The sequence below is a fragment of the Pseudomonas sp. P4_B3 genome (genome assembly GCF_056402295.1).
The window spans coordinates 28,796-52,661 of the sequence record NZ_JBFUHR010000035.1 but is presented as its reverse complement, the minus strand read 5'-3'; the positions used below and the strand labels follow the sequence as shown (position 1 = coordinate 52,661).

The window sequence follows — 23,866 nt, the reverse complement described above, 5'->3', positions numbered from 1 at the left end:
GTTAGCGGATGAACAGCTTCTGGATCAGCTTCTGGATCGATTTGCCATACGGCGGGTAAATCAGTTTCGCCGCGTTGAAGCGCTGCTTGATCAGCACGCCCTTGGCCTTGCTGAAGGTCAGGAACCCTTCATGGCCATGATAATGACCCATGCCCGAGGCACCGATACCGCCGAACGGCATGTCGTCCTGGGCGACGTGCAGCAGCGTGTCGTTCAGGCACACGCCACCGGAATGTGTTTCGTGCAGAACGCGCTGTTGTTCGCGCTTGTCGTAGCCGAAGTAATACAGCGCCAGTGGGCGAGGGCGCTGGTTGATGTAGGCAAATGCCTGGTCCAGATCCTTGTACGGCACGATCGGCAGCAGCGGCCCGAAGATTTCGTCCTGCATCACCGTCATCTCGTCGGTGACATTGAGCAGCAGGCTATGGCTCATGCGTCGGCCCTGGCTCTGGTCGAACAGCGGCATCAGCAACGCACCCTTGCTGGTGGCATCGCTGACGTAGCCGTTTAGGCGCGCCAGTTGTCGCTCATTGATGATCGCGGTGTAGTCCGGGTTGTCGGCCAGCGTCGGATAAAACCCGCGGACGGCTGTGCGATAGGCTTCGACGAAACCTCCGACGCGATCCTCCGGCACCAGTACGTAGTCAGGGGCCACGCAGGTCTGGCCGGCGTTCAAGGTTTTGCCGAAGGCGATGCGCTCGGCGGCGTCCTTGAGCGGCACGTCACGGGAAACAATGGCCGGGGACTTGCCGCCCAGTTCCAGGGTTACCGGGGTCAGGTTTTCCGCGGCGGCGCGCATGATGTGTTTGCCGATGCTGGTGGCGCCGGTGAACAGCAGGTGATCGAACGGCAGGCGTGAAAACGCCACGCCCATATCAGCCTCGCCCAGGACCACGCAAACCAGGTCTTCGGGGAAGATTCGCGCCAGCAGTTGCTTCATCAGCAGGCCGGTCGCGGGGGTCGACTCACTGAGCTTGAGCATCACCCGATTGCCCGCCGACAGCGCGCCGACCAGCGGGCCGATGGCCAGGTACAGCGGGTAGTTCCACGGCACGATGACCCCGACCACGCCCAGCGGTTGGTAAACGACTTTGGCCGAAGCCGGCTGGAAGGCGGCACCGACCTTGCGCCGCGACGCTTTCATCCAGCCTTTGAGGTGTTTGCTGGCGTAATGGATGCCGTGCAGGCTGGGCATCAGTTCGGCGAGCAGGGTTTCATCGGCGCTGCGATGGCTGAAGTCCTGGCTGATCGCATCGATCAGGGCCTGGCGTTCCTTGTTCAACAAATCCTTCAGCGCCTTGAGCCATTGTTGGCGCTGCGCGGCGGGTGGCATCGGGTTGGCGGCGTAGGCGGCACGCTGGGCGTCGAACAGGGCCTGAAGCTCTTCCAGCGGCTGCTGTAGTTTCTGCAGGTAGGAAATTTCAGCAGTCATGGTCGGCTCCGGATTTATTGTAATGAGGCATTTTTTAGAGTCTATGCTCTAAAAAGTCAAATGACATCCTGAAACAGCTTTGTTTTATCCGCTCGCGGATAGATCTAAGATGCCCGTCAACGCACTCTGAATTAAAGCTCAAGCCATGGCCCCACGGATCAAAACCAGCGAGCGCATCGTGCAGAACAGCCTGGAGCTGTTCAATCAACAGGGCGAGCGCAGCATCAGTACCAACCACATTGCTGCCCACATGGAAATTTCCCCGGGCAACCTGTACTACCACTTCCCTAACAAGCAGGCGATCATCGCTGTGCTGTTCAGCGAGTACGAAAGCCTGGTGGACAGCTTCCTGCGCCCGCCCCAGGGCCGTGCTGCCACGGTGGAAGACAAACGCTTCTACCTCAAGGAGCTGCTGGCGGCGATGTGGCGTTACCGGTTTCTGCATCGCGATCTCGAACATTTGCTCGACAGCGATCCGGACCTGGCCGACCGCTATCGACGCTTCTCCCAGCGCTGCCTGATCCAGGGTTCGGCGATCTACGAAGGTTTTGTCGCCGCCGGCATCCTGAAGATGGACAAGGTGCAGATCGAATCCCTGACCCTCAATGCCTGGATCATCCTCACGTCCTGGGTGCGCTTCCTGTGCACCACGCGGGAGAATTCCAGCCACCTCAGCGAGCAGGCCATTAAACGCGGGGTGTATCAGGTGCTGGTGCTGGAGGCCGGGTTCGTCACGGATGAGGCCCGCGATGCGGTCAACGCCTTGTTCGAAGAGTTTTACGTGCCCCTGGCCCAGGCGCTTGAGGAAGTGTCGTAGGATCGAAGTCCGATAAAAATCACAGGAGCCTGTTATGCCCATTGCGCAACTGATCACCCCGCAAGCACTGGACCTGAAAAAGGATCAGCCGGGGCTGGTGATTCTGGATTGTCGTTTTGCCCTCGAAGACCCGGATTACGGTCAGCGCAGCTATGCCGAAGGGCACATTGTCGGTTCGAGCTATGCCGACCTTGAGCGTGATCTGAGTGGCGCTGTGGTCAAGGGTGTGACCGGACGTCATCCGTTACCCGAACCGGCGCAACTGATCGAGCGCCTGCAAGCCTGGGGTATCAACGCCGACAGCGAAGTGGTTCTGTATGACGACGGTCCGGGTGCCTATGCGGCGCGGGCCTGGTGGTTGCTGGCATGGCTGGGCAAGCGCGATGGCGTATTCATCCTCGATGGCGGGCTCAAGGCCTGGCATGCGGCGGGGTTGCCGTTGAGCCTGGATACGCCGGCGATCACCCGTGGTTCCTTCACCGGCAGTCCTGACACGGCGTTGCTGATCAGTGCCGAGCAGTTGCAAAAGCGCCTCGCCCGGCCGGAACTGACCCTGCTCGATGCCCGCGCACTGCCGCGTTTCAAGGGTGAAGTGGAGCCGATCGATCCGGTGGCCGGGCACATTCCCGGCGCCCAGTGTGCGGCGTTTACCGACAACCTGGGCAGTGACGGGCGCTTCCTGCCGGCCGATCAGCTCAGGCAGCGTTTCGCTGCGAAACTGGGTGATCGTTCGCCGACCGATTTGGTGGCGTACTGCGGCTCCGGCGTGACGGCGTGCCACAACCTGTTTGCGTTGTGCCTGGCCGGTTATCCGTTGGGTTCGTTGTATGCCGGGTCGTGGAGCGAATGGATCAACGAGCCTGCGCGGGGCATTGCCACTGGCGAATGAGACAAAAGAAAAATCAAAAGATCGTCCGAACGCGGCCCGAGCCTTCGGACGATCTTTTTGTGTCTAAAGCCGGGCTGTGCGATACGCCCCCGGCCCAACCCCATACACTTGCTTGAACTGCCGGCTCAGATGGCTCTGGTCGGCAAACCCAAGTTGCATTGCGACCTCCAGCGGTAAACAACCACGTTGCAGCAACGTCCGCGCCCGGGCGATGCGCTGTTGCATCAGCCAGGTGTGCGGCGGCATGCCGGTGGCGCGGCGGAACACTCGGGCGAAATGGAATGGCGAGAGATTGACCGCCGCCGCCAGCGCCTCCAGTGAGGGCGGTGCTACCAGTTGCGCCTGCAGCAATTCCTTGGCCAGGCTCACAGCCCGGTGTTCCTTGCCGGGTTTGCCGGCATCGGGCACCGCCGCATGACGCTGCAACAGCGACAGCACCAGTTCGCGCCAGACCGTTTGTTGCTGCAATGCCGTGGCGGGGCTTTCCAGCAGGCGGTGGAGTTGGCAGAAACCGTTCACCAGATCCTGATCGCGATACAGTGTGGCACCGAAGGCCGGCAAGTGGTGGGTTGGCAATTCGAGTTCGGCCAGCAGCGAGGTTATCTGTCCGCTGTCCGGATAAAACGCCCGGTAAAGCCAGCCATCCTCGGTACCTTTATGGCCGGTGTGCAATTCATCGGGGTTGATCAGCACCAGCGTGCCGCTGCCCGCCAAGTGTTCGGCACCGCGATAACGATAACGCTGGGCGCCGGCCATGATCATGCCGATCACATAGCCGTCATGCACATGGGGCGCGAAACGATGATCGATGTAGCGGGCGGACAATAATTCGACCCCGGCCAGTGGCGCGGTTTGCCAGAAATGAATCGACTCGCCCTGATCGCTGACCATGGCTTTACTCGCGAGCCACGGCGGCCAGCCACTCGGGGATGCGCCGTTCCAGGTAGTAACCCGGTTGCCTGAGCGTGCCGTCTACGAAACCGACGTGCCCGCCCTTGGCTTGCAGTTCAAATTGCGTACAGGCGGACAATTCATCGACGTGCGGCAGGCTGTGGGGAAATACGAAGGGGTCGTCGGCCGCCTGAATCATCAGGGTCGGGGTGCGAATTTCGCCGAGGAAGTAGCGGCTCGATGCGCGGCGATAGTAATCCTCGGCATCGACAAAGCCGTTCAGCGGTGCGGTAACCCGGCCATCGAAATCCCAGAACGTGCGCATGTTTTCCAGCGAGCCAAGTGCGGCCAATGCGGCCAGGCCATCCTCGTGTCCGTCATGCTGGAACTGCCGCTGTTTGTTCTTGATGTAGGCGAGCATCTCGCGCATGAAATGCGCCTGATAGACCTTTGAGAAACCCTGGTCGATACGGTCGGCGCACTGGTCCAGGCGGAACGGCACCGACACCGCCACGGCGCCCATCAAGTCGCTGTCGCTACCGGTTTCGCCCAAATGCTTGAGCAGGATATTGCCGCCCAATGAGTAGCCGACAGCATACAGCGGAGCGAGAGGCCGTTTGGCCCGCAAGTGTTTGATGGTTTCGGCCAGGTCTTCGCTGGCACCGGAATGGTAGCTGCGCGGCAACAGGTTGGGTTCGCCCGAACAGCCGCGCCAGTTCAGCGCAACGCTGGCCCAGCCTCGGTCGCCCAAGGCTTTTTGCATGCCGGCGACATAAGGCGAATTCGAGGAGCCGGTGAGCCCGTGCAACACGAGCACCAAGGGTGCATCGGCGCTGTGCGGGCCGTGCCAGTCGAGATCGAGAAAATCGCCGTCTTCAAGCCAAAGACGTTCGCGTTCGCGGCCGATGTGCACGGTTTTACGCCACAGAGGCCCCCACAAGGTTTGCAAGTGCGGATTGCCGATGCCAAAGGCGGGGGTAAAGGACGGCGGTGAGGCCAGTGCGGGGTGCGGTTGCACAGTCATTCTCGGTGGAAGTGTTCATGAGTCTGCCCGAAGACGCGGCGCGGCAGCGCTGCGACCGCGTCATCATGGCTGTCTAACTTGCCACAATCTCGCCAGGTGCGCGACACATGGAATTGGTTGTGCTTTCGCTTGGAGCCGGCAGCGGTTGTTGATCTGTCTTCGGCCCCAGGATGACAACGCGCCATTGGTCGGCGTGGTAATGCCGGTTGAGTGCGTTTTTGATTGATACAAGGTTCAGCTTCAAGGCTGCTTGCGTGGCAAAGTCGAGGTCCAGTGGCAGATTGTGAGCGCTGATGGCGTACAACTGTCTCAGAATCTGCGCATTGGTAGCGCTGTTCAACGGCGCGCTACCGGTCAGTTGCTGTTGGATGTCTTCGAGTTCCTGTTGGGTCGGCCCTTGGGCGAGGAAGTCGGTGAACATCGTCTTGATATGGGTCAGCACGGCATCGGCCTGCTCTGGTCGGGTCTGCAATTCAATGGTCAACAATCCTTGTGCCTGAAGGGCTGAAAGGTCGGCTTCAACGTGGTATGTCAGGCCTCGGCGTTCACGCAATTCATTGGTCAGTCGGTTGGTGAAAATCCGCATGGCCATCTGTAGCACGACGTAGTCCGGACTGTTTCGCAGGACACTTGGCTGGGCAAGGCGCAGGTAAGCCTGGGTCGATGGTCGATCAACGCGCAGCAGACTTGGAGCGGCTGGACTTGTCACTGGCTGGATCGCGGCAGTGGCCGGTCCCGGGGGCAAGGCCGCGGATATCTGCGCACCGATGCGTTGGGCTTCTTCCTCAGTGAGGTCGCCGACCAGTGTGATCTGGGCATTGCCCGCGGTATAAGCCTTGCGATAAAAGTCTTGCACCTGGGTGCGGGTGATGGAGGCAAGCCCGGCCCGGGTTCCGTAGAAGGACTGAGCATAGCCGTGGTCGGGATACAGCTGGCCGAGATTGGCTTCTCGGGCTTGAGCGGCATGAGACTGATCTTCACGGTCCAGCAAGAACTGCAATTGGGATTTCACTGTAGGCAGGGACTCTTGCGGCAACAGCGGCTTGCCGAGTAATTGGGCAAACAGTTCCAGGGCTGGAGCGCGCCGGGCTTCGTCGCTCAGGCTGCGCAGGGAAAAAAGGGTCCGATCCTGGCTGATACCCATACCCAACCTGGCACCCAGATTATCGAACGTCGCCAGTATGGCATTGACGTCCTTGCCAGCCACACCCTCATTCAAAAGGCTGAAGGTCACCGCTGCCAGGCCGGGTTGATGCGGGGTTTGGGCGCTGCCTGCGGCAAAACTCACCAGGGCATCGAACATCGGCAGGCCAGGGGTGCGGATGAACAGGATCTTCGTTCCACTGAGCGTTTTGTAACCCTTGATCGACAGCGCGCGGTGGATCGTCGGAGACTGTGGTTCGTTGAGCGATTGCAGCACTGGTTTCTGGGGCGCCGTGGTTGCAACGGCAGGGGCCTGTGCGCTCAACAGCATGCCGGCCAGGATCAATCCATTGATGAGGCCTTTGAGCTTATCCATTGTTTTTCTCCGGCAGGATTTTCGCGGTACTCAGGCGCTCACGCGTCAGGTAAGTCTTTGCGACTTGTTGAATATCCAGGGGAGTGACCTTGTTCAGCTCATCCGTATCCTGATCGGCCAGCCGCCAGTCCAGGCCGATGGTTTCCAGCAGGCCCAAGGTGTTGGCCTGTCCTTCCAGATCATCCTGCGCATAAACCGAGTTAGCGATCACAAGGTTTTTCGCACGCTCCAGTTCTGCCGGTTCCGGTGCCTTGCTCTTCAGTGATTCGATCACTTGCCACAGTCGGGCGAGGGCTTCGTCAGCGTCATTGAGCTTGTCCGGGTTGAGCTGGGTGCTGATGGTCAGCAACGAATCGCCGCGATTGAAGGCGTCGTACTCTGAGTCGGCCTCAGTGAATATCGCCTCGCTCAGTTGCAGTTGCTGTTTGATCCGCGCGCTATTGGATCCGGCCAGTAACATATCGAGCAAGCGCAGGGCATGGGCGGTCCGACGATCCAGTGCCGTGGTCAGACTGGGCGCGTTGAAACTCATGATCAGGCGTGGGGACGCTACCGGCGCGCGCAGGGTCAGTGACCGTTCACCGGCAGAGGCCAGTTCGACGGGGGCTGGCGCCATGGGTGTTGCGCGCCGCTCAAGGTGGCCGAAGTGCTGCTGTGCCAAGGCCTTGATCCGCTCAGGTGCAACATCGCCAACGACCACCAGCGTCGCATTGTCCGGCGAATACCAGGCCTGATACCACTGCTGTAATTGCACGGCGTTCATGCGTTGCAGATCGTGCATCCAGCCAATCGTCGGGGTGCGGTAGCCGCTGGCCGGGTGGGCGATGCTGTTCAGTCGTTCGTGAGCCAGCGCGATGATTTCATCATCAACGCGCATCCGACGCTCCTCCTGAATGACCTTGAGCTCCGGTGTGAAGTCCTGTGCATTCAGCTCGGCCGTACTCATCAGATCGGCCAGTATTTCGAACGCGACGCCAGTGCGGCCGGAAGGCAGTGTCTGGTAAAAAACCGTGAAATCAGTGCCGGTAAATGCGTTTTGGCTGGCGCCCAATTTCTCCAGTATCGCCTCGAACTCTCCGGCGCAGGCCTTGCTGCTGCCTTTGTAGACCATATGTTCGAGGGCGTGGGACAGGCCGGACTGGCCGGGCGGTTCGTAGCTTGAACCGGCCTTGATCCAGAGTTGGGCGGTGACGATGGGGGTGCGGTGGTCCTCGCGCACGACAACCTTGAGACCGTTGTCCAGTACGAAGTCTTGCGTCGCTGGGGGTGTCGCCGCGCTGGCAATGAGCGGTAGCCAGGCGATAAAGGGCAGCATAAACAGGCTGCGGGAGATGTTCATCCGTGTTCATCCTCAGTGGTTTGCAGGTAATTGCGCAAGCCACTGTGGATGATCCGTAAGGATGTCAGGCGGTAACTATGTAGTGCACCTCACAACCAGGCTGGGGCAGTCGTCTCGCTGAAATGTCAGGCGCTGCGCTGCCACAACGAGTAATACACGCGTCCGGATTTCTGCTCCCGGTGCAGGCGCCAGTTCTCCGGCAGGCCCAGGGTCGACGGCGCCGACTCGCTTTCGGTGTACACCCAGGCGTCTTCGGCCAGCCATTGGCGCTCTTCGAGCAACTTGCAAACGGCGGGCAGCAGGTTCTGGTTGAACGGCGGGTCGAGGAACACCAGGTCGTAGGCCGTCGCGGTCTGGGTTTCCAGGTAGCGCAGGGCATCGGCGGTCTGGACCTGGCCGTTGGTGCACCGCAACGTCCCCAGGTGCTCTTTCAGGCTGGACACCGCGATACTGCTGGCGTCCAGCGCCTGACCCATGGCTGCGCCACGGGACAGGGCTTCGAGGAACAGCGCGCCACTGCCGGTGAACGGGTCGAGCACCTTGGCGCCCGGCACGTAAGGCGCGAGCCAGTTGAACAGGGTTTCACGCACGCGATCCGGCGTCGGGCGCAGGCCCGGGGCGTCGGGGAAGCTCAGCTTGCGGCTGCGCCATTCGCCGCCAATGATGCGCAGCTGGTTCACGCCGTTGTGGACGTTTCTGGCGGGTTTTTTTGGACTTGCCATTAATGCTCCGGAACCCCGAGCGGTTGCTCGGAAGGTTTGTCAGTAGGGGCCGGTAACGGCTTTTGCGGCACGGTCGGGCCAACGCTGACGATGACCAATTTTTCCGTGCCCAGGTGTTTGTTCATGGCGGCTTTGACCTGCTCGACGGTCAAGGCCTGGGACTGTTGCATGAAATCTTCCAGATGACTCAACGGCAGGTTGTAGAAACCGATGGCGCCCAGTTGGCCGACGATATCGGCGTTGCTCGCGGTGGACAGCGGGAAACTGCCGGCCAGCTCGCGCTTGGCGTCGTCGAGCTCTTTTTCGGTCGGGCCGGTTTCAAGGTAGTCGGCCAGTACATCCTGCACCAGTTTCAGGGTGCCTTCGCTCATCTCGGCGCGGGTCTGCAGGTTGATCATGAACGGGCCGCGCGCCTGCATCGGGGTGAAGCCCGAATACACGCCGTAAGTCAGGCCACGCTTCTCGCGCACTTCGCTCATCAAGCGGGTACCGAAGCCGCCGCCACCGAGAATCTGGTTCCCCATGGACAACGCTGCGTAGTCCGGGTCGTCGCGGTCGATGCCCAATTGCGCGAGCATCAGGTTGGTCTGCTTGGACGGGAACTCGATATGGCCGACGCTGGCCTTGGGCTCGACCGGTTGCGCGATTTTCGGCAAGGCCGGACCTTTGGGCAGGGCACTGGAAACCTGCGCGGCAATCGCGTCGGCTTCTGCACGGGACAGGTCGCCGACCAGCGCGATCACCACGTTACCGGCGGCGTAGGCTTTCTCGTGGAAAGCACGCAGTTGGGCCACGGTGATCGCCGGGACGGTTTTCGCCGTGCCGTCGCTGGCGTGTGCGTACGGGTGATCACCGTACAAGCGGTTCATCAGTTCCAGGCTCGCCAGTTTGCCCGGGTTCTGTTTCTGGTACTCGAAACCGGCAAGCAACTGGTTCTTGATGCGGGCCAGCGAATCGGCAGGGAAAGTCGGCTTGCCGATGACTTCGGCGAACAGCTTCAGGGCCGGCTCGCGCTTGTCCTTGGCACTCAGGCTGCGCAGCGAAGCGATTGCCATGTCCTTATAAGCGCCGTTGCCGAAATCGGCACCCAGGCCTTCGAAGCCCTGGGCAATGGCACCGACGTCTTTGCCGGCCACGCCTTCGTTGAGCATGGCGTTGGTCAACACCGCCACACCCGGTGCGTCGCCGTCCTGGCTACTGCCGGCGGCGAAGATCAGGCGCATGTCGAACATCGGCAACTCATGGGCTTCGACAAACAGCACCTTGGTGCCTTCGGCGGTGTTCCAGGTCTGCACGTCCAGCTTGCGGTGGTCCGGTGCCTTGCCGTTGAGCTCGGTCAGCGACTGCAGTTTCTGGCTGGCCTTGGCCTTGTCCAGGGCTTCGCTGGCATTGGTTTCGCCAGGGCGCGACAAATAGAACGCGGCGGAGCCGATAACGGCGACGGCGACCAGGCCGATCAGGGCCAGGCGGGAGGGTTTACGCTCACTCATGAGTCGTCTCCAGAGGCAGTACATGGGCGACGCTGAGACGTTCGCGGGTGAAATACAGCTTGGCGGCTTTCTGGATATCTTCCGGCGTGACGCTTTCCAGGTCGGCCAGTTCGGTGTCCATCAACTTCCATGACAGACCGACGGCTTCCAGTTGGCCGATGGCGGTGGCCTGGCTGGTGATCGAATCGCGCTCGAAGACCAGGCCGGCGATGACTTGTGCGCGTACGCGTTCCAGTTCTTCAGCGGTTGGCGCCGTGGTCTTCAGCTGGTCGAGCAGCTTCCACAAACCGGCTTGCGCCTGGGCGATGGTCTTGTGTTTCTGCGAGTTTGGCGATGCCGACAGGGTGAAGAGGCTGTCGCCACGGGTGTAGGCGTCGTAACTCGACGAGCCGCCGGACACCAGTTCTTCTCCGCGCTCCAGTTGCGTCGGGATGCGTCCGCTGTAGCCGCCGTCGAGGAGTGCCGAGATCAGGCGCAGGGCATTGACCAGACGCTCGTCTTCGGCGGTGGCGATGCTCGGCACGTTGAAGGCCAGCATCAGGCTAGGCAGTTGGGTCTGCACGTGCAGGGTGATCTGGCGCTCGCCCGGTTCGGCCAGTTCCAGCGGTTTTTTCGCGGCGGGCACTTCACGCTTGGCGATCGGGCCGAAATAGCGTTGGGCCAGGGTTTTGACTTCGTCCGGGGTGACATCGCCAACCACCACCAGCGTGGCGTTGTTGGGCACGTACCAGGTTTCGTACCAGTGGCGCAGCTCTTCGACTTTCATCCGCTCAAGGTCGGCCATCCAGCCGATGGTCGGCGTGTGGTAACCGCTGGCCGGGTAGGCCATGGCCTTGAAGCGCTCGTAGGCCTTGGACATCGGCTTGTCGTCGGTGCGCAGGCGACGCTCTTCCTTGATGACCTCGATTTCCTTGGCAAACTCGTCGGGCGGCAGGCGCAGGCTGGCCATGCGGTCGGCTTCCAGTTCGAAGGCTACGCCCAGGCGATCCCGGGCCAGCACCTGGTAATACGCGGTGAAGTCGTCGCTGGTGAATGCGTTCTCTTCGGCGCCGAGGTCGCGCAGGATCAGCGAGGCTTCGCCGGGGCCGACTTTCTCGCTGCCCTTGAACATCATGTGTTCCAGCGCGTGGGACAGGCCGGTATTACCCGGCGTCTCGTAGCTGGAGCCGACCTTGTACCAGACTTGGGAAACCACCACGGGCGCTCGGTGGTCTTCACGCACGACCACCTTCAGGCCATTGTCGAGGGTGAATTCGTGGGTGGGTTGCGGGTCGGCAGCCAGGGCCGAAAGGGGCAGGCAAACTGTGCTGAGCAGCAGGCCAGCGGCGCGGCGGGCAAGAGCATTCATTCGTTTTCAAACCTTTGGGGCTGCCCGCTTGTTCTTAGCGTCAGCGGGCGAGAGGGTGCTAGGATACTGATCCGTTTTAGCGGCGGCCACGCCTATCAGGCCTTTATGCTTGATCAGGTTGAATGGGTTTGCGACGGAAGGTGGATATTTATCAACTGAATTCCGCGTTTTCGCCGATTTTGCTGCTTTAGTCCTATGAGAAATCGATTGCTTGGGGTGCCGTTGAGCACTTCGACAAAATGTTGCGCGTGAACAAGCTGGGTCAATCGCAGTCTGTTCTGCATCGAATATTTATTTGCCGGGGCGCCATTGGCGCGTCGCTACCGTGAGATAGCCGTCCTCCATGTTTGGTTCCAACGACGACAAGAAGACCCCAGCTGCGGCTGGCGAGAAAAAAAGCCTGTTCGGATGGCTGCGCAAAAAGCCGCAGGAACCCGTCGTCGAACAGCCACAAGCCATTCCTGAACCAGCGCCGACGCCGGTCCCGGTAATAGAAGAAGCGCCCGCGCCGGTTGTTCTGCCGATTGCCGAGCCATTGCTGCAACCCAAGGTTGAAGCCGCTCCCGAACCCGTCAGCGAAATCGTCACCGAACAGCCACTGGCCCCGACAGCCGAACCGTGGTTGACCCTGCCGGTAGCCGAAGAGCCCGTGGCATTGGTCGAAAATGACCTGGCTCCTCACGTGACGCCACCGATTCCGGCTCCGGCAGCGTTTACACCGGCACCGATTCATGTGCCTGTGGCCGAAGCGATTGTTGAACCAATCGTCGTGGCCGAGCCTGTTCCCGTTGTCAGCCAGCCAGAGGTTCCGGTATTCGTTGCTCCGGTTGCTCCGGTTGCTCCGGTTGCTCAAGCGCCTGCACCCGCTCCGATTCCTGAGCCGATCGCCGCGCCCGTCGAACCCCCGGTAGAAACCGTGCGCACCGAAGAAACCAAAGCCGGTTTCTTCGCCCGTCTCAAGCAGGGCCTGTCCAAGACCAGCGCCAGTATCGGCGAAGGCATGGCCAGCCTGTTTCTGGGCAAAAAGGTCATTGATGACGAACTGCTCGAAGACCTCGAAACCCGTTTGCTGACCGCCGATGTTGGTGTCGAGGCCACCTCGGTGATCATTCAGCGTCTGACGCAGAAGGTTGCGCGCAAGGAGCTGGCCGATGCCGATGCCCTGTACAAATCCCTGCAAGCCGAGCTGGCGGCGATGCTCAAACCAGTCGAACAGCCGCTGAAAGTCACCTCGCAGAACAAGCCGTTCGTGATTCTGGTCGTCGGCGTCAACGGTGCCGGCAAGACCACCACTATCGGCAAGCTGGCGAAGAAACTGCAGCTGGAAGGCAAGAAAGTCATGCTCGCCGCCGGCGATACCTTCCGTGCCGCGGCGGTGGAGCAATTGCAGGTCTGGGGTGAGCGCAACAAGATCCCGGTGATCGCGCAGCACACTGGCGCCGACTCGGCCTCGGTGATCTTCGATGCCGTGCAGGCCGCCAAGGCCCGTGGCATCGATGTGCTGATCGCCGACACCGCCGGTCGCCTGCACACCAAAGACAACCTGATGGAAGAACTGAAAAAGGTTCGCCGGGTGATCGGCAAGCTCGACGCCGACGCACCTCACGAAGTGCTGTTGGTGCTTGACGCTGGCACCGGCCAGAACGCCATCAACCAGGCCAAACAATTCAACCAGACCGTCGAACTGACCGGCCTGGCGCTGACCAAGCTCGACGGCACCGCCAAGGGCGGGGTGATTTTCGCCCTGGCCAAGCAATTCGGCCTGCCGATCCGCTACATTGGCGTCGGCGAAGGCATCGACGATTTGCGTACCTTTGAAGCAGAACCCTTTGTCCAGGCATTGTTTGCCGAGCGGGAGCGTTCATGATTCGTTTCGAACAGGTCGGTAAGCGCTACCCGAACGGTCACGTCGGCTTGCATGAGCTGAGCTTTCGAGTCCGTCGTGGCGAATTCTTGTTTGTCACCGGCCATTCCGGTGCCGGTAAATCCACACTGTTGCGCCTGTTGCTGGCGATGGAGCGCCCGACCAGCGGCAAGCTGCTGCTCGCCGGGCAAGACCTGAGCACCATCAGCAACGCGCAGATACCTTTCTTGCGCCGGCAGATCGGAGTGGTTTTCCAGAATCACCAGTTGCTGTTCGATCGCACGGTGTTCAATAACGTCGCGTTGCCTTTGCAGATCCTGGGCCTGTCCAAGGCCGAGATCGCCAAGCGCGTGGACTCGGCACTGGAGCGCGTGGCACTGTCGGATAAAACCGACTTGTACCCGGGCGACCTGTCCACCGGTCAGCAGCAGCGAGTCGGCATCGCCCGCGCCATCGTCCACCGTCCGGCCTTGCTGCTGGCGGATGAACCGACTGGTAACCTCGACCCGCGTCTGGCCGCCGAGATCATGGGTGTGTTCGAAGACATCAATCGCCTGGGTACCAGCGTGCTGATCGCCAGTCACGACCTGGCCCTGATCGCCCGCATGCGCCACCGCATGCTGACCTTGCAACGTGGTCGATTGATCGGCGACGGGGAGGCCGCGGTATGAGTGCAACACGTAGCCCCAAGGTTTCCGAGCGTGTGGCCCCGAAGGCCGCCGATCCGCAGCCGCAAAAGAAAAAACGCGATGATGACGACGGTCCGGACTTTGCCACGTTGTTCCGTGCCTGGATCGAAAGCCATCGCGCCAGTCTGGTGGACAGTCTGCGCCGCCTGGGCAAGCAGCCCATCGGCAGTTTTTTCACCTGCATGGTGATGGCGGTGGCCCTGAGCTTGCCCATGGGCCTGTCACTTTTGCTAAGTAACGTCGAGCGTCTGGGCGGTTCCTGGCAGCGCGCGGCGCAGATTTCCCTGTATCTGGACCTTGAGGCCAAGCCGGCGGAAGGTGAATCGCTGCGCGATCAGATCAAGGGCATGCCTGGCGTGGCCGATGCCGAATACGTTGGCCGGGAGCAGGCGCTGGAAGAGTTCCAGCAACAGTCCGGGCTGGGCGAGGCGCTCAAGGAGTTGCCGGAGAACCCGCTGCCAGGCGTGGTGCTGGTGACGCCGAACGAAGTCGACAAGCCGGCTCTTGAAGCATTAAGACAAAAACTATCCGAGCTGCCGAAGGTACAACAGGCGCAACTTGATTTAGTCTGGGTCGAGCGTCTGGCAGCCATCCTCAAGCTGGGTGACCGTTTTGTCTTCGGTCTGACCGTGCTTCTGGTTTCTGCATTACTTTTGGTGATAGGCAATACCATTCGTCTTCATATTGAAAACCGCCGCATAGAGATAGAAGTGATTAAACTGGTCGGCGGCACTGACAGCTATGTACGCAGGCCCTTTCTGTATATGGGCGCACTGTATGGCTTCGGTGCGGGGATTCTGTCCTGGGGCGTACTGGCGTTCGGCCTTGATTGGCTGAACGACGCGGTGGTGGGGCTGGCCGGTTTGTACGGCAGTGATTTTGCGCTGGCTGGAGTGCCAGTTGCCGACGGTCTGTCTCTCTTGCTTGGCGCGGTGCTGTTGGGGTATATCGGTGCATGGATTGCAGTCGCACGCCACCTGAGGGAGCTTGCGCCTAAGTAGTATCATTTTGCTCGTATTGACCTTTCAGCGTTTTTAGGTTTTGGGAACTTGTCTTTCGGTTTCCGGTCAATTTTCGCAGTGCTGAACTGCACGAGTTTGTAAGTCGGAGGTTTTTTCGTATGACCAATTCTTTGCAACCTGCATATGCTCTGGTCCCGGGTGCGAACCTGGAGGCCTATGTGCACACCGTCAACAGCATTCCACTGCTGTCGCCGGAGCAGGAGCGTGAACTGGCCGAGAGTCTCTATTATGAGCAGGATTTGGGGGCGGCTCGGCAGATGGTGCTCGCCCACCTGCGTTTTGTCGTACATATCGCCCGTAGCTATTCCGGCTACGGCCTGGCTCAGGCTGACCTGATCCAGGAAGGCAACGTCGGCCTGATGAAGGCCGTGAAACGCTTCAACCCGGAAATGGGCGTGCGCCTGGTGTCCTTTGCCGTGCACTGGATCAAGGCGGAAATCCACGAATTCATCCTGCGCAACTGGCGCATCGTGAAGGTCGCGACCACCAAGGCCCAGCGCAAGCTGTTCTTCAACCTGCGCAGCCAGAAGAAACGCCTGGCCTGGCTGAACAACGAGGAAGTCCATCGCGTAGCGGAAAGCCTCGGTGTAGAGCCTCGGGAAGTGCGCGAGATGGAAAGTCGCCTGACCGGCCATGACATGGCCTTCGACCCGGCTGCCGAAGCGGACGACGACAGTGCATTCCAGTCGCCGGCCAATTATCTGGAAGACCACCGGTACGACCCGGCCCGTCAACTGGAAGATGCCGACTGGAGCGACAATTCCAACCACAACCTGCACGAAGCGTTGGAAGTGCTGGACGACCGCAGCCGTGACATCCTCTACCAGCGCTGGCTGGCGGAAGAAAAAGCCACGCTGCACGACCTGGCGCAGAAGTACAACGTGTCGGCCGAGCGTATTCGTCAGCTCGAGAAGAGCGCGATGAACAAGCTCAAGTTGTCGATCGCTGCTTAACTGGCGACCTGGCAATAAAAAACGCCCCGATCATTGATCGGGGCGTTTTTATTTGAAAATCAAAAGATCGCAGCCTTCGGCAGCTCCTACATAGGATCGCGTACCCCTGTAGGAGCTGCCGAAGGCTGCGATCTTTTGTTACTGCGCCCAAGGTGCCCGACGCGAATCGTTCAGCCCGACCAGATAGCTGTCCCCGCCCAACTGACTCATCTGCTGTCGAATCCAGCCAGCTCGGCGCGAAACGTAAGAAGTCGGATGGCCGGCACTCCAGACCCGCGGGTTGGGCAGGACGGCGGCGAGCAGGCTCGACTGCTGACGGCTGAGGCCTTTTGCACTCACGCCAAAGTGATGCCGGGCGGCCGCTTCGGCACCAAACACGCCGTCATCCCACTCGACGCTGTTGAGGTACACCTCAAGAATTCGCTGCTTGGGCCAGAACACTTCGATCAATCCGGTGAACCAGGCTTCCAGGCCTTTGCGCAGCCAGCTGCGGCCAGACCACAGGAACAAGTTTTTCGAAACTTGCTGACTGAGGGTGCTGGCGCCACGGATCGAACCGCCGCGCTCGTTATGGGCAAACGCCGCCTGAATCGCGCCGATATCGAAGCCCCAGTGCTCCGGGAATTTCTGGTCTTCGCCGGCAATCACCGCGACTTTCAGGTCATCGGAGATCTCATCCCAGGGTTTCCAGGTCCGTTGCAGGTCGATGGGTTCGCCATCGAACCAGGACTCGATCTTGCGCTCGACCATCAGCGTCGTCCCCGGTGGCGGCACCACGCGAAAGATCAGCACCAGCAATACGCTGCCACCCATGAACCAGAGCACGGCCTTGGTGAAATGACGGAAATAGATACGCAGCATAGAGATGGCTTGGCCGAACCCGTTGAGCGGGCCATTATACAGACCCTTTGGATCGAAACTGACTGGAGTTCTGCATGCTGCGTGGCTTTCTGATGCTGGCCGCTTTTTTCGGTTTCACCGGTGTCGGCCTCGGCGCCTTTGCCGCCCATGGCCTGAAAAACCGCCTGAGTGCCGAGTACATGGCGATTTTCCACACGGGCGTCACCTATCAACTGGTGCATACCCTGGCATTACTGGGTGTCGCATTCCTGTCCACGCAGATTCCCGGCCGCCTGATCACCTGGGCCGGCGCGTCGTTTGCCATCGGTATCCTGTTGTTCTCCGGCAGCCTGTACATCTTGACGCTGACCGGCATCAGCAAGCTCGGCATCATCACCCCGTTCGGTGGCCTGGCCTTCCTGGCGGGCTGGTTTTGCCTCGGACTCGCCGCCTGGCGGTTGAGCTGACCCTGTAGGAGCTGCCGCAGGCTGCGATCTTTTGATCTTAAAAAATCAAAGTCAAAAGATCGCAGCCTGCGGCAGCTCCTACAGGATCGAGTTTCAAGACGAATGGCTTGGGTCGGCCTGACTGATCGGGCTAGAATGCCTGCCCCTAAAAATGATGGCGGCATCCGGCATGCGCATTCAGTTGAACGGCGAATCCTTTGAACTGCCCGACGGTGAAACCGTTGCGGCCCTGCTGAACCGTCTGGACCTGACCGGACGCCGGGTGGCGGTGGAACTCAATCTGGATATCGTCCCGCGCAGTCAGCATGCAGACACCGCGTTGAACGACGGCGACAACGTCGAAGTGGTGCACGCCATCGGCGGCGGCTAGTAGCCTCGGCCGCGTGGCCACAGAATTCTGCAAGTACCTCACCCCTACAGAGGATTTCCCATGAGCATCGTTCGCAGCGACAAGCCTTTCGTCCTGGCCGGTCGTACTTACCAGTCGCGTTTGCTGGTCGGTACCGGCAAGTACCGTGACATGGAAGAAACCCGCCTGGCAATCGAAGCCTCAGGTGCCGAGATCGTCACTTTCGCCGTGCGCCGCACCAACCTTGGCCAGATCGAGGGCGAGCCGAACCTGCTCGAAGTGCTGTCGCCGGATCGCTACACCTTCCTGCCGAACACCGCCGGTTGCTACGACGCCATCGAAGCCGTGCGCACCTGCCGCTTGGCCCGTGAGCTGCTCGATGGCCACAACCTGGTGAAGCTGGAAGTGCTGGCCGACCAGAAAACCCTGTTCCCCAACGTGATTGAAACCCTCAAGGCCGCCGAAACGCTGGTCAAGGAAGGCTTCGACGTGATGGTCTACACCAGCGATGACCCGATCATCGCCCGGCAACTGGCGGAAATCGGCTGCATCGCCGTCATGCCGCTGGCTGGTCTGATCGGTTCGGGCCTGGGGATCTGCAACCCGTACAATCTGCAAATCATCCTGGAAGAAGCCAAGATTCCGGTGCTGGTGGATGCCGGTGTCGGTACTGCGTCCGACGCCACCATCGCCATGGAGCTGGGCTGTGATGCAGTGCTGATGAACTCGGCCATTGCCCACGCCCAGCAGCCGGTCATGATGGCTGAAGCCATGAAACATGCGATCGTCGCAGGCCGCCTGGCTTACCTCGCCGGCCGCATGCCGAAAAAACTCTATGCCAGCGCCTCTTCGCCGCTGGATGGTCTGATCAAGTAAGAGCCATTGATGACTGAATCGAACGACACGCCAATCCAGACGGAAGAAGGCGACGAGCGCCAACACCGCCGCATCAAGAGCTTCGTGATGCGCGCCGGGCGCATGACCGAAGGCCAGCAAAAGGGCCTGGAGCAGGGCACTCCGCTGTTCGTGCTGCCGCTGGCAGACGCGCCAGTGGATTTCGACCAGGTGTTCGGTCGCTCGGCACCGCGCTCGCTGGAAATCGGTTTCGGCATGGGCCATTCGTTGCTGGAAATGGCAGCGGCTGCGCCGGAGCAGGATTTCATCGGCGTCGAGGTTCACCGTCCGGGTGTCGGCGCGCTGCTCAATGGTGTGCTGACGCAAGGCCTGACCAACCTGCGGGTCTACGATTGCGATGCGATCGAAGTGCTCAACCGCTGCGTGGCCGATAACAGCCTCGATCGCTTGATGCTGTTTTTCCCGGACCCGTGGCACAAGAGCCGTCACCACAAGCGCCGTATCGTTCAGGCGTCCTTCGCCGAGTTGGTGCGCAGCAAGTTGAAGGTCGGTGGCATTCTGCACATGGCCACCGACTGGGAACCGTACGCCGAATACATGCTGGAAGTGATGAGCGTCGCGCCGGGCTACCGCAACCTCGCTGAAGACGGCAAGTGCGTTCCGCGCCCGACCGAGCGGCCGATCACCAAGTTCGAACGCCGTGGCGAACGTCTTGGGCATGGCGTGTGGGATTTGAAGTTCGAGAAGCAGTCGTAGGAGCAGCCGGTCGACGCTCGATTGCTCGCGAAAAACTACAGAACAACGCGGGGCTTCAGATGCCCCGCGTTTTCGTTAACGATCATCGCTAGCAAGCTCGCTCCTACAGTGGTTTTGTGGCGTATTTGGGATCAGCGGCGGTCTGCCACGACGCCAATCAGCACCAACACCACCAGCAACACCGGCGCCAGGCTGTAGTTGTTGAACTGGCTCAAGCCGCGCACGACCCATGGCGTGGCGTAGATCAGCGCCGCACCGCTGCCGATCATGCACAGCAGGGACATCAGTGGCACGCGCAACGCGCCGGCGATGCTGCCCAGACGCTGCTCGACCCAGCCTTTGAAATCCGCACCAAACAGCACCAGCAGGCAGCCCACCAGGGCCAAGGCGATTTCCGAGAGGTTGCTGCGGCTCCAGCGAGACACGGTGGCAAGCAGGTCGAGTACCAAATCCATTCGATTTCCTTATGTCAGAAATTTCTGCAGCAAGTCGTTGAGGAAGAGTTGTCCGCGCATCGTGGCTACCAGACGTGACGGTTCGACCTGCAACAGGCCGCTTTGTTCGGCTTCACGGCGGCCTTCAGCAAGGCTTTTCAGCGTCATGCCGGTACGTTCCGGGTACAGCCGCGATTCGACGCCTTCAGTCAGGCGCAGCGCGTTCATCAGGAATTCGAACGGCATTTCATCGTTGCCCAGCGCTTTCTCGCCAGCCAGGAAGCTCTTAGCCGGATTCAGGTAATCCTTCGGCAGACGGGTCTTCCAAGTGCGAATGATGCGCCCGTCCGGATGGCTGAGCTTGCCATGGGCGCCGGCGCCGATGCCAATGAAGTCGCCAAAACTCCAGTAGTTGAGGTTGTGGCGCGCCGGGCGACCGGGCAGGGCGTAGGCCGAGACTTCGTATTGCGCGTAACCATGTTCAGCCAGCAGCGCTTGTCCGGCTTCCTGGATGTCCCAGAGCGTGTCGTCTTCCGGCAGCGTCGGCGGCTGGTTCCAGAACACCGTGTTCGGTTCCAGGGTCAGTTGATACCACGACAGGTGTGTCGGTTTCAGGGCGATGGCTGTGCGCAGGTCCGCCAGGGCATCGTCCAGGGACTGATTCGGCAAGCCATGCATCAAGTCCAGGTTGAAGTTGTCGAACCCGGCCTGCCGCGCCATGCCGGCGGCACGTACGGCTTCGTCGCCGTTGTGGATCCGCCCCAGGGCCTCGAGCTTTTCTTGCTGAAAGCTCTGGATGCCGATCGACAGGCGATTGATCCCCAGTTTCCGGTACGCCACGAACTTGTCTTGCTCGAACGTCCCCGGATTGGCTTCCAGCGTGATTTCGATGTCGCTGGCAAACGGGATGCGTTGTTCGACGCCTTTGAGCAAGCGACCCAGCGAATCAGCGCTGAACAGGCTTGGTGTGCCGCCACCAAAGAAAATCGAGCTCAGCTCACGACCATAAACGGCGTGCAGGTCCTGATCGAGATCGGCCAGCAAGGCGTCGACGTACTCTTCTTCCGGCAGCACGGGGCTGGCGGTGTGGGAGTTGAAGTCGCAATAAGGGCATTTGCGCACGCACCACGGGATATGGATATACAGCGCCAGCGGCGGCAGCACAGACAGGGCTGCCCGAGGCGATTGTGCATCGCCGCCGAAGATCAGCGGCGACGCGGATGATTCACGGGTCATTTCAAGCCCAGACGCTGGCGCAGCAGATCCATTGCACGGGCGCGGTGGCTGATCTGGTTCTTGTCGCTTGGGCTAAGTTCGGCGCTGGAGCAATCACGCTCAGGCACCCAGAACAGCGGATCGTAGCCAAAACCGTGTTCGCCGCTGGCCTGGGTCAGGATTCGCCCGTGCCACAAACCTTCACAGAGGATCGGCAGCGGATCATCGGCGTGGCGCACCAAGGCCAGCACGCATACGAACTGCGCGCCACGTTCGGCTTCGGGTACGTCTTTCAACACGTCGAGCAACTTGGCGTTGTTCGCCGCATCGCCCTTGCCGTCGGCATAACGCGCCGAGTAGATGCCTGGCGCGCCGCCCAGGAAATCCACCGCCAGCCCGGAATCGTCGGCCAGCGCCGGCAGGCCGGAAATGCGCGCGGCATTGCGGGCCTTCAGGATGGCGTTTTCGACGAACGACAGGCCGGTTTCTTCAGGCTCGACGCTGCTGAACTCGCCAATCGAGCGCAGATGCACCGACTCGCCGAGCATGGCCTGGAGTTCCTTGAGTTTGCCGGCGTTATGGCTGGCCAATACGAGCTGCGTGAAGTTGATCATTGGCCGGGGAAGAGCTCTTGGTTGAAATTGATGGTGTTGATCTTGTCGCCGGTCTGCACCTTGATGTCGAAGGTGCGGACTTCCTGCTGATCCACTGGATATTGCGCAATGTAGTAGATCGCGCCTTGTTCGGTGATCTGTTTGAACTGCAGTGGCACGGTCTGGCTGGTCAGGTCTTTGATCGAGCCGCTCACCTGGGCCATCTGTGGCTTGCCTTCCTTGAGGACCGAAATGTTGATCACGCCCTGATTCTTGCTGCGGATCAGTTCGGCGGACTTGGCAATGTCCGGTGTCAGATAGGTGGAGTTGAAGGTGTTGTAGTGCACTGTCACGTCGCCGAAGGTTTCCTGGCGCTCGCCTTTGATGGCGTCAGCGGCCATGGCGGTGACGCTCAGGCAGGCAGTGAGTAGAAACAACGCTAGACGACCCATGATCGTTCTCCTTGAAATAGGGTGGATCAGACTGCGACCTTGTGGTCGGAAAGTCCCGGGCTGCTGACCCGGTAGATTCCGATCTCACCTAACAGATTAGGCCATAGCTTACTGGCCCACCCGTGCCGATGCTGTTGATCCACGGCAAGCCGATCAATGACCTTCGCTTCACGTTCGCGACACAAGGCTTCAAAGTCCGCGAAGGTGCAGAAGTGAATGTTCGGCGTGTTGTACCAGGTGTAGGGCAGGAACTCGGAAACCGGCATGCGGCCCTTGCTCGCCAGGTACCAGCGGCAGCGCCAGTGACCGAAATTCGGGAAAGTGATGATGCACTGCCGGCCCACGCGCAGCATTTCCTCGAGGATCTTGTCCGGGTAGTGCACAGCTTGCAGCGCCTGGGTCATGACCACGATGTCGAAACTGTTGCTGGCAAAGTTACCCAGGCCCTTGTCCAGGTCCTGTTCGATGACGTTGATGCCCTTGGCCACGCACTCGGCGATGTTGTCGGCGTCGTTTTCCAGGCCATAACCGGTGACTTGCTTGTTATCGCGCAGCCAGGTCAGCAGTTCGCCATCGCCGCACCCGAGGTCGAGCACGCGGCTGCCGGCGGGGATCCATTCCTGGATGATTTCCAGATCAGCTCTCATGGCTTTCTCACAACGTAATGCGGTTCATGTAATTGCCGAATGCCTGCAGGTAGCGCGGGATCGGAATCAGGAAGGCGTCGTGGCCTTGCGGTGCGTCGATCTCGAGGTAGCAGACGTCCTTGCGCGCGGCCATCAGCGCGTCCACCAGTTCCCGCGAGCGGGCAGGAGAGAAGCGCCAGTCGGTGGTGAACGACATCACGCAGAACTTGGCCTTGGCACCTTCAAAGGTTTTCGCCAGGTTATCGTCGAAGTTCGCCGCCGGATCGAAGTAATCGAGCGCTTTGGTCATCAACAGATACGTATTGGCATCGAAGCGTCCGGAGAACTCTTCGCCCTGATAGCGCAGGTAGCTTTCAACCTGGAACTCGACGCTGTGGAAGTCGTAGTTGAGCTTTTCGCTCTTCAGCCCTCGGCCGAATTTTTCGCCCATGGAGTCGTCGGACAGGTAGGTGATGTGCCCGACCATCCGCGCCAGCATCAGGCCGCGCTTGGGGATCACGTTGTGTTCCTGGAACGAACCGCCGTGGAATTCCGGGTCGGTGAGTATCGCCTGGCGCGCCACTTCGTTGAACGCGATGTTCTGTGCCGACAGCTTGGGTGCCGAGGCGATGGCCAGGCAGTGACGGATGCGGTCTGGGTAGGTGATGCTCCATTGCATCGCCTGCATGCCGCCGAGGCTGCCGCCGATCACGGCCGCGAACTGGGCGATACCGAGGCGATCCGCCAGGCGCGCCTGGCTGTGCACCCAATCTTCGACGGTCAACACCGGGAAGTCGGCGCCGAACGGCTTGCCGGTGTCCGGGTTGATGCTGCTCGGGCCGGTGGAACCGTTGCAGCCGCCGAGGTTGTTCAGGCTGACCACGAAGAACTTGCTGGTGTCGATCGGCTTGCCGGGGCCGATGCAGCTGTCCCACCAACCGGGCTTGCGGTCGTCGGCGCTGTGGTAACCGGCGGCGTGGTGGTGACCGGACAGGGCATGGCAGATCAGCACGGCGTTGCTCGCCGTGGCGTTGAGCGTGCCGTAGGTTTCGTAAATCAGGTCATAGGCCGGGAGCGAACGTCCGCAGGCCAACGCCAGGGGTTCGCTGAAGTGCGCCACTTGCGGTGTCACCAGACCAACAGAATCGGGGGGAAAGGCAGCTGGCATCGACCCTGCTCTCATTGAAATGAGGCGTAAGTCTAAAGATCGCTGCCCCTAGCAGCAAGCTAACCCTTGCCCACTGTAGGAGCCGGCTTGCCGGCGAACCAGATGTCACGGT

25 protein-coding genes are annotated in these 23,866 nt (G+C 60.6%); 10 read left to right on the top strand and 15 right to left on the bottom strand.

The window, feature by feature from the left end:
* Position 1: 1 nt before the first annotated feature.
* Positions 2-1,432: a coniferyl aldehyde dehydrogenase gene (locus AC1DWG_RS29295; RefSeq protein WP_477788708.1), complete on the bottom strand. Its 1,431-nt coding sequence runs from the start codon at positions 1,430-1,432 to the stop codon at positions 2-4.
* 145 nt (positions 1,433-1,577) lie between these two features.
* On the opposite strand from AC1DWG_RS29295, the gene AC1DWG_RS29290 reads away from it, so the two are divergent.
* Together AC1DWG_RS29290 and AC1DWG_RS29285 are read left to right on the top strand one after the other, a co-directional pair.
* Entirely contained in the window at positions 1,578-2,249 is a 672-nt protein-coding gene (locus AC1DWG_RS29290) for a TetR/AcrR family transcriptional regulator (RefSeq protein WP_223546881.1), read from the top strand.
* 34 nt (positions 2,250-2,283) lie between these two features.
* Positions 2,284-3,138, top strand: a complete 855-nt coding sequence (locus AC1DWG_RS29285) for a sulfurtransferase (RefSeq protein WP_477762944.1) — start codon at positions 2,284-2,286, stop codon at positions 3,136-3,138.
* 63 nt (positions 3,139-3,201) lie between these two features.
* Here the strand turns inward: AC1DWG_RS29285 and AC1DWG_RS29280 are convergent, their stop codons facing one another.
* The 7 genes from AC1DWG_RS29280 to AC1DWG_RS29250 form a co-directional block, all read right to left on the bottom strand.
* A complete protein-coding gene (locus tag AC1DWG_RS29280) occupies positions 3,202-4,029 on the bottom strand; it encodes an AraC family transcriptional regulator (protein ID WP_477762943.1) in 828 nt (275 codons plus the stop codon).
* A 4-nt stretch (positions 4,030-4,033) separates the two neighbouring features.
* On the bottom strand, positions 4,034-5,053 hold the full coding sequence (locus tag AC1DWG_RS29275; protein ID WP_477753574.1) for a hydrolase: 1,020 nt from the start codon (positions 5,051-5,053) through the stop codon (positions 4,034-4,036).
* A gap of 73 nt (positions 5,054-5,126) precedes the next feature.
* Positions 5,127-6,572 (bottom strand): M16 family metallopeptidase, encoded by a 1,446-nt coding sequence (locus tag AC1DWG_RS29270; protein WP_477762941.1) that lies wholly within the window; start codon positions 6,570-6,572, stop codon positions 5,127-5,129.
* On the bottom strand, positions 6,565-7,911 hold the full coding sequence (locus AC1DWG_RS29265) for a M16 family metallopeptidase (RefSeq protein WP_477762940.1): 1,347 nt from the start codon (positions 7,909-7,911) through the stop codon (positions 6,565-6,567). Before AC1DWG_RS29265 ends, AC1DWG_RS29270 begins: the two co-directional genes overlap by 8 nt.
* Before the next feature lie 125 nt (positions 7,912-8,036).
* A complete protein-coding gene (gene rsmD / locus AC1DWG_RS29260; RefSeq protein WP_007987844.1) occupies positions 8,037-8,633 on the bottom strand; it encodes a 16S rRNA (guanine(966)-N(2))-methyltransferase RsmD in 597 nt (198 codons plus the stop codon).
* Positions 8,633-10,123 (bottom strand): M16 family metallopeptidase, encoded by a 1,491-nt coding sequence (locus AC1DWG_RS29255; RefSeq protein ID WP_477762939.1) that lies wholly within the window; start codon positions 10,121-10,123, stop codon positions 8,633-8,635. Before AC1DWG_RS29255 ends, rsmD begins: the two co-directional genes overlap by 1 nt.
* Positions 10,116-11,471, bottom strand: coding sequence for a M16 family metallopeptidase (locus tag AC1DWG_RS29250; RefSeq protein WP_477788707.1), 1,356 nt, complete (start codon positions 11,469-11,471; stop codon positions 10,116-10,118). Before AC1DWG_RS29250 ends, AC1DWG_RS29255 begins: the two co-directional genes overlap by 8 nt.
* Positions 11,472-11,814: 343 nt before the next feature.
* On the opposite strand from AC1DWG_RS29250, the gene ftsY reads away from it, so the two are divergent.
* The 4 genes from ftsY (at position 11,815) to rpoH (ending at position 15,999) form a co-directional block, all read left to right on the top strand.
* Positions 11,815-13,338, top strand: a complete 1,524-nt coding sequence (gene ftsY, locus AC1DWG_RS29245) for a signal recognition particle-docking protein FtsY (protein WP_477762937.1) — start codon at positions 11,815-11,817, stop codon at positions 13,336-13,338.
* Positions 13,335-14,006 carry a cell division ATP-binding protein FtsE gene (gene ftsE / locus AC1DWG_RS29240; RefSeq protein WP_007975383.1) on the top strand — a complete coding sequence of 224 codons (672 nt, stop codon included), beginning with the start codon at positions 13,335-13,337 and terminating at the stop codon, positions 14,004-14,006. Before ftsY ends, ftsE begins: the two co-directional genes overlap by 4 nt.
* On the top strand, positions 14,003-15,025 hold the full coding sequence (ftsX, locus tag AC1DWG_RS29235; protein WP_477753581.1) for a permease-like cell division protein FtsX: 1,023 nt from the start codon (positions 14,003-14,005) through the stop codon (positions 15,023-15,025). Before ftsE ends, ftsX begins: the two co-directional genes overlap by 4 nt.
* Before the next feature lie 119 nt (positions 15,026-15,144).
* Positions 15,145-15,999, top strand: a complete 855-nt coding sequence (gene rpoH / locus AC1DWG_RS29230) for an RNA polymerase sigma factor RpoH (protein ID WP_007975386.1) — start codon at positions 15,145-15,147, stop codon at positions 15,997-15,999.
* Positions 16,000-16,137: 138 nt separating this feature from the next.
* On the opposite strand, the gene mtgA is transcribed toward rpoH, so the two are convergent.
* On the bottom strand, positions 16,138-16,860 hold the full coding sequence (mtgA, locus tag AC1DWG_RS29225; RefSeq protein ID WP_477762936.1) for a monofunctional biosynthetic peptidoglycan transglycosylase: 723 nt from the start codon (positions 16,858-16,860) through the stop codon (positions 16,138-16,140).
* Positions 16,861-16,934: 74 nt separating this feature from the next.
* Between mtgA and AC1DWG_RS29220 the strand changes: the two genes are divergently transcribed.
* From AC1DWG_RS29220 to trmB, 4 genes are all read left to right on the top strand, one after another.
* A complete protein-coding gene (locus AC1DWG_RS29220) occupies positions 16,935-17,306 on the top strand; it encodes a DUF423 domain-containing protein (RefSeq protein WP_477753583.1) in 372 nt (123 codons plus the stop codon).
* Between the two features lie 169 nt (positions 17,307-17,475).
* The gene (gene thiS, locus AC1DWG_RS29215; RefSeq protein ID WP_477762935.1) at positions 17,476-17,676 is read left to right on the top strand and encodes a sulfur carrier protein ThiS; all 201 of its coding nucleotides are present in this window, start codon (positions 17,476-17,478) and stop codon (positions 17,674-17,676) included.
* A 60-nt stretch (positions 17,677-17,736) separates the two neighbouring features.
* Positions 17,737-18,531, top strand: coding sequence for a thiazole synthase (locus AC1DWG_RS29210; RefSeq protein WP_007975390.1), 795 nt, complete (start codon positions 17,737-17,739; stop codon positions 18,529-18,531).
* A gap of 9 nt (positions 18,532-18,540) precedes the next feature.
* Positions 18,541-19,266 carry a tRNA (guanosine(46)-N7)-methyltransferase TrmB gene (gene trmB, locus AC1DWG_RS29205; protein WP_477762934.1) on the top strand — a complete coding sequence of 242 codons (726 nt, stop codon included), beginning with the start codon at positions 18,541-18,543 and terminating at the stop codon, positions 19,264-19,266.
* 131 nt (positions 19,267-19,397) lie between these two features.
* On the opposite strand, the gene AC1DWG_RS29200 is transcribed toward trmB, so the two are convergent.
* Genes AC1DWG_RS29200 through metX form a run of 6 tightly spaced genes read right to left on the bottom strand, consistent with a single transcriptional unit; the run spans position 19,398 to position 23,754 of the window.
* Positions 19,398-19,721 carry a DUF3392 domain-containing protein gene (locus tag AC1DWG_RS29200; RefSeq protein WP_007987827.1) on the bottom strand — a complete coding sequence of 108 codons (324 nt, stop codon included), beginning with the start codon at positions 19,719-19,721 and terminating at the stop codon, positions 19,398-19,400.
* Between the two features lie 9 nt (positions 19,722-19,730).
* Positions 19,731-20,936: a radical SAM family heme chaperone HemW gene (hemW, locus tag AC1DWG_RS29195; protein WP_477762933.1), complete on the bottom strand. Its 1,206-nt coding sequence runs from the start codon at positions 20,934-20,936 to the stop codon at positions 19,731-19,733.
* Positions 20,933-21,529 (bottom strand): RdgB/HAM1 family non-canonical purine NTP pyrophosphatase, encoded by a 597-nt coding sequence (gene rdgB, locus AC1DWG_RS29190; protein WP_477752504.1) that lies wholly within the window; start codon positions 21,527-21,529, stop codon positions 20,933-20,935. The genes hemW and rdgB overlap by 4 nt, the downstream gene beginning before the upstream one ends.
* A complete protein-coding gene (locus AC1DWG_RS29185) occupies positions 21,526-21,960 on the bottom strand; it encodes a DUF4426 domain-containing protein (RefSeq protein ID WP_477752503.1) in 435 nt (144 codons plus the stop codon). Before AC1DWG_RS29185 ends, rdgB begins: the two co-directional genes overlap by 4 nt.
* Before the next feature lie 26 nt (positions 21,961-21,986).
* Complete coding sequence (gene metW, locus AC1DWG_RS29180) at positions 21,987-22,607, bottom strand: methionine biosynthesis protein MetW (RefSeq protein ID WP_007975398.1); 621 nt, start codon at positions 22,605-22,607, stop codon at positions 21,987-21,989.
* Between the two features lie 7 nt (positions 22,608-22,614).
* Positions 22,615-23,754, bottom strand: coding sequence for a homoserine O-succinyltransferase MetX (gene metX, locus AC1DWG_RS29175; RefSeq protein ID WP_008046479.1), 1,140 nt, complete (start codon positions 23,752-23,754; stop codon positions 22,615-22,617).
* Positions 23,755-23,866 lie beyond the last annotated feature (112 nt).

Coding starts and splice junctions, on each gene's coding strand:
- ftsX (WP_477753581.1), top strand. CDS start 14,003: ATGAGTGCAACACGTAGCCCCAAGGTTTCCGAGCGTGTGGCCCCGAAG.
- AC1DWG_RS29220 (WP_477753583.1), top strand. CDS start 16,935: ATGCTGCGTGGCTTTCTGATGCTGGCCGCTTTTTTCGGTTTCACCGGT.
- AC1DWG_RS29200 (WP_007987827.1), bottom strand. CDS start 19,721: ATGGATTTGGTACTCGACCTGCTTGCCACCGTGTCTCGCTGGAGCCGC.
- hemW (WP_477762933.1), bottom strand. CDS start 20,936: ATGACCCGTGAATCATCCGCGTCGCCGCTGATCTTCGGCGGCGATGCA.
- rsmD (WP_007987844.1), bottom strand. CDS start 8,633: ATGGCAAGTCCAAAAAAACCCGCCAGAAACGTCCACAACGGCGTGAAC.
- AC1DWG_RS29270 (WP_477762941.1), bottom strand. CDS start 6,572: ATGGATAAGCTCAAAGGCCTCATCAATGGATTGATCCTGGCCGGCATG.
- metW (WP_007975398.1), bottom strand. CDS start 22,607: ATGAGAGCTGATCTGGAAATCATCCAGGAATGGATCCCCGCCGGCAGC.
- ftsY (WP_477762937.1), top strand. CDS start 11,815: ATGTTTGGTTCCAACGACGACAAGAAGACCCCAGCTGCGGCTGGCGAG.
- AC1DWG_RS29210 (WP_007975390.1), top strand. CDS start 17,737: ATGAGCATCGTTCGCAGCGACAAGCCTTTCGTCCTGGCCGGTCGTACT.
- AC1DWG_RS29250 (WP_477788707.1), bottom strand. CDS start 11,471: ATGAATGCTCTTGCCCGCCGCGCCGCTGGCCTGCTGCTCAGCACAGTT.
- ftsE (WP_007975383.1), top strand. CDS start 13,335: ATGATTCGTTTCGAACAGGTCGGTAAGCGCTACCCGAACGGTCACGTC.
- AC1DWG_RS29265 (WP_477762940.1), bottom strand. CDS start 7,911: ATGAACATCTCCCGCAGCCTGTTTATGCTGCCCTTTATCGCCTGGCTA.
- AC1DWG_RS29290 (WP_223546881.1), top strand. CDS start 1,578: ATGGCCCCACGGATCAAAACCAGCGAGCGCATCGTGCAGAACAGCCTG.
- trmB (WP_477762934.1), top strand. CDS start 18,541: ATGACTGAATCGAACGACACGCCAATCCAGACGGAAGAAGGCGACGAG.
- metX (WP_008046479.1), bottom strand. CDS start 23,754: ATGCCAGCTGCCTTTCCCCCCGATTCTGTTGGTCTGGTGACACCGCAA.
- AC1DWG_RS29295 (WP_477788708.1), bottom strand. CDS start 1,432: ATGACTGCTGAAATTTCCTACCTGCAGAAACTACAGCAGCCGCTGGAA.
- AC1DWG_RS29275 (WP_477753574.1), bottom strand. CDS start 5,053: ATGACTGTGCAACCGCACCCCGCACTGGCCTCACCGCCGTCCTTTACC.
- AC1DWG_RS29255 (WP_477762939.1), bottom strand. CDS start 10,123: ATGAGTGAGCGTAAACCCTCCCGCCTGGCCCTGATCGGCCTGGTCGCC.
- rdgB (WP_477752504.1), bottom strand. CDS start 21,529: ATGATCAACTTCACGCAGCTCGTATTGGCCAGCCATAACGCCGGCAAA.
- AC1DWG_RS29285 (WP_477762944.1), top strand. CDS start 2,284: ATGCCCATTGCGCAACTGATCACCCCGCAAGCACTGGACCTGAAAAAG.
- AC1DWG_RS29280 (WP_477762943.1), bottom strand. CDS start 4,029: ATGGTCAGCGATCAGGGCGAGTCGATTCATTTCTGGCAAACCGCGCCA.
- AC1DWG_RS29185 (WP_477752503.1), bottom strand. CDS start 21,960: ATGGGTCGTCTAGCGTTGTTTCTACTCACTGCCTGCCTGAGCGTCACC.
- thiS (WP_477762935.1), top strand. CDS start 17,476: ATGCGCATTCAGTTGAACGGCGAATCCTTTGAACTGCCCGACGGTGAA.
- mtgA (WP_477762936.1), bottom strand. CDS start 16,860: ATGCTGCGTATCTATTTCCGTCATTTCACCAAGGCCGTGCTCTGGTTC.
- rpoH (WP_007975386.1), top strand. CDS start 15,145: ATGACCAATTCTTTGCAACCTGCATATGCTCTGGTCCCGGGTGCGAAC.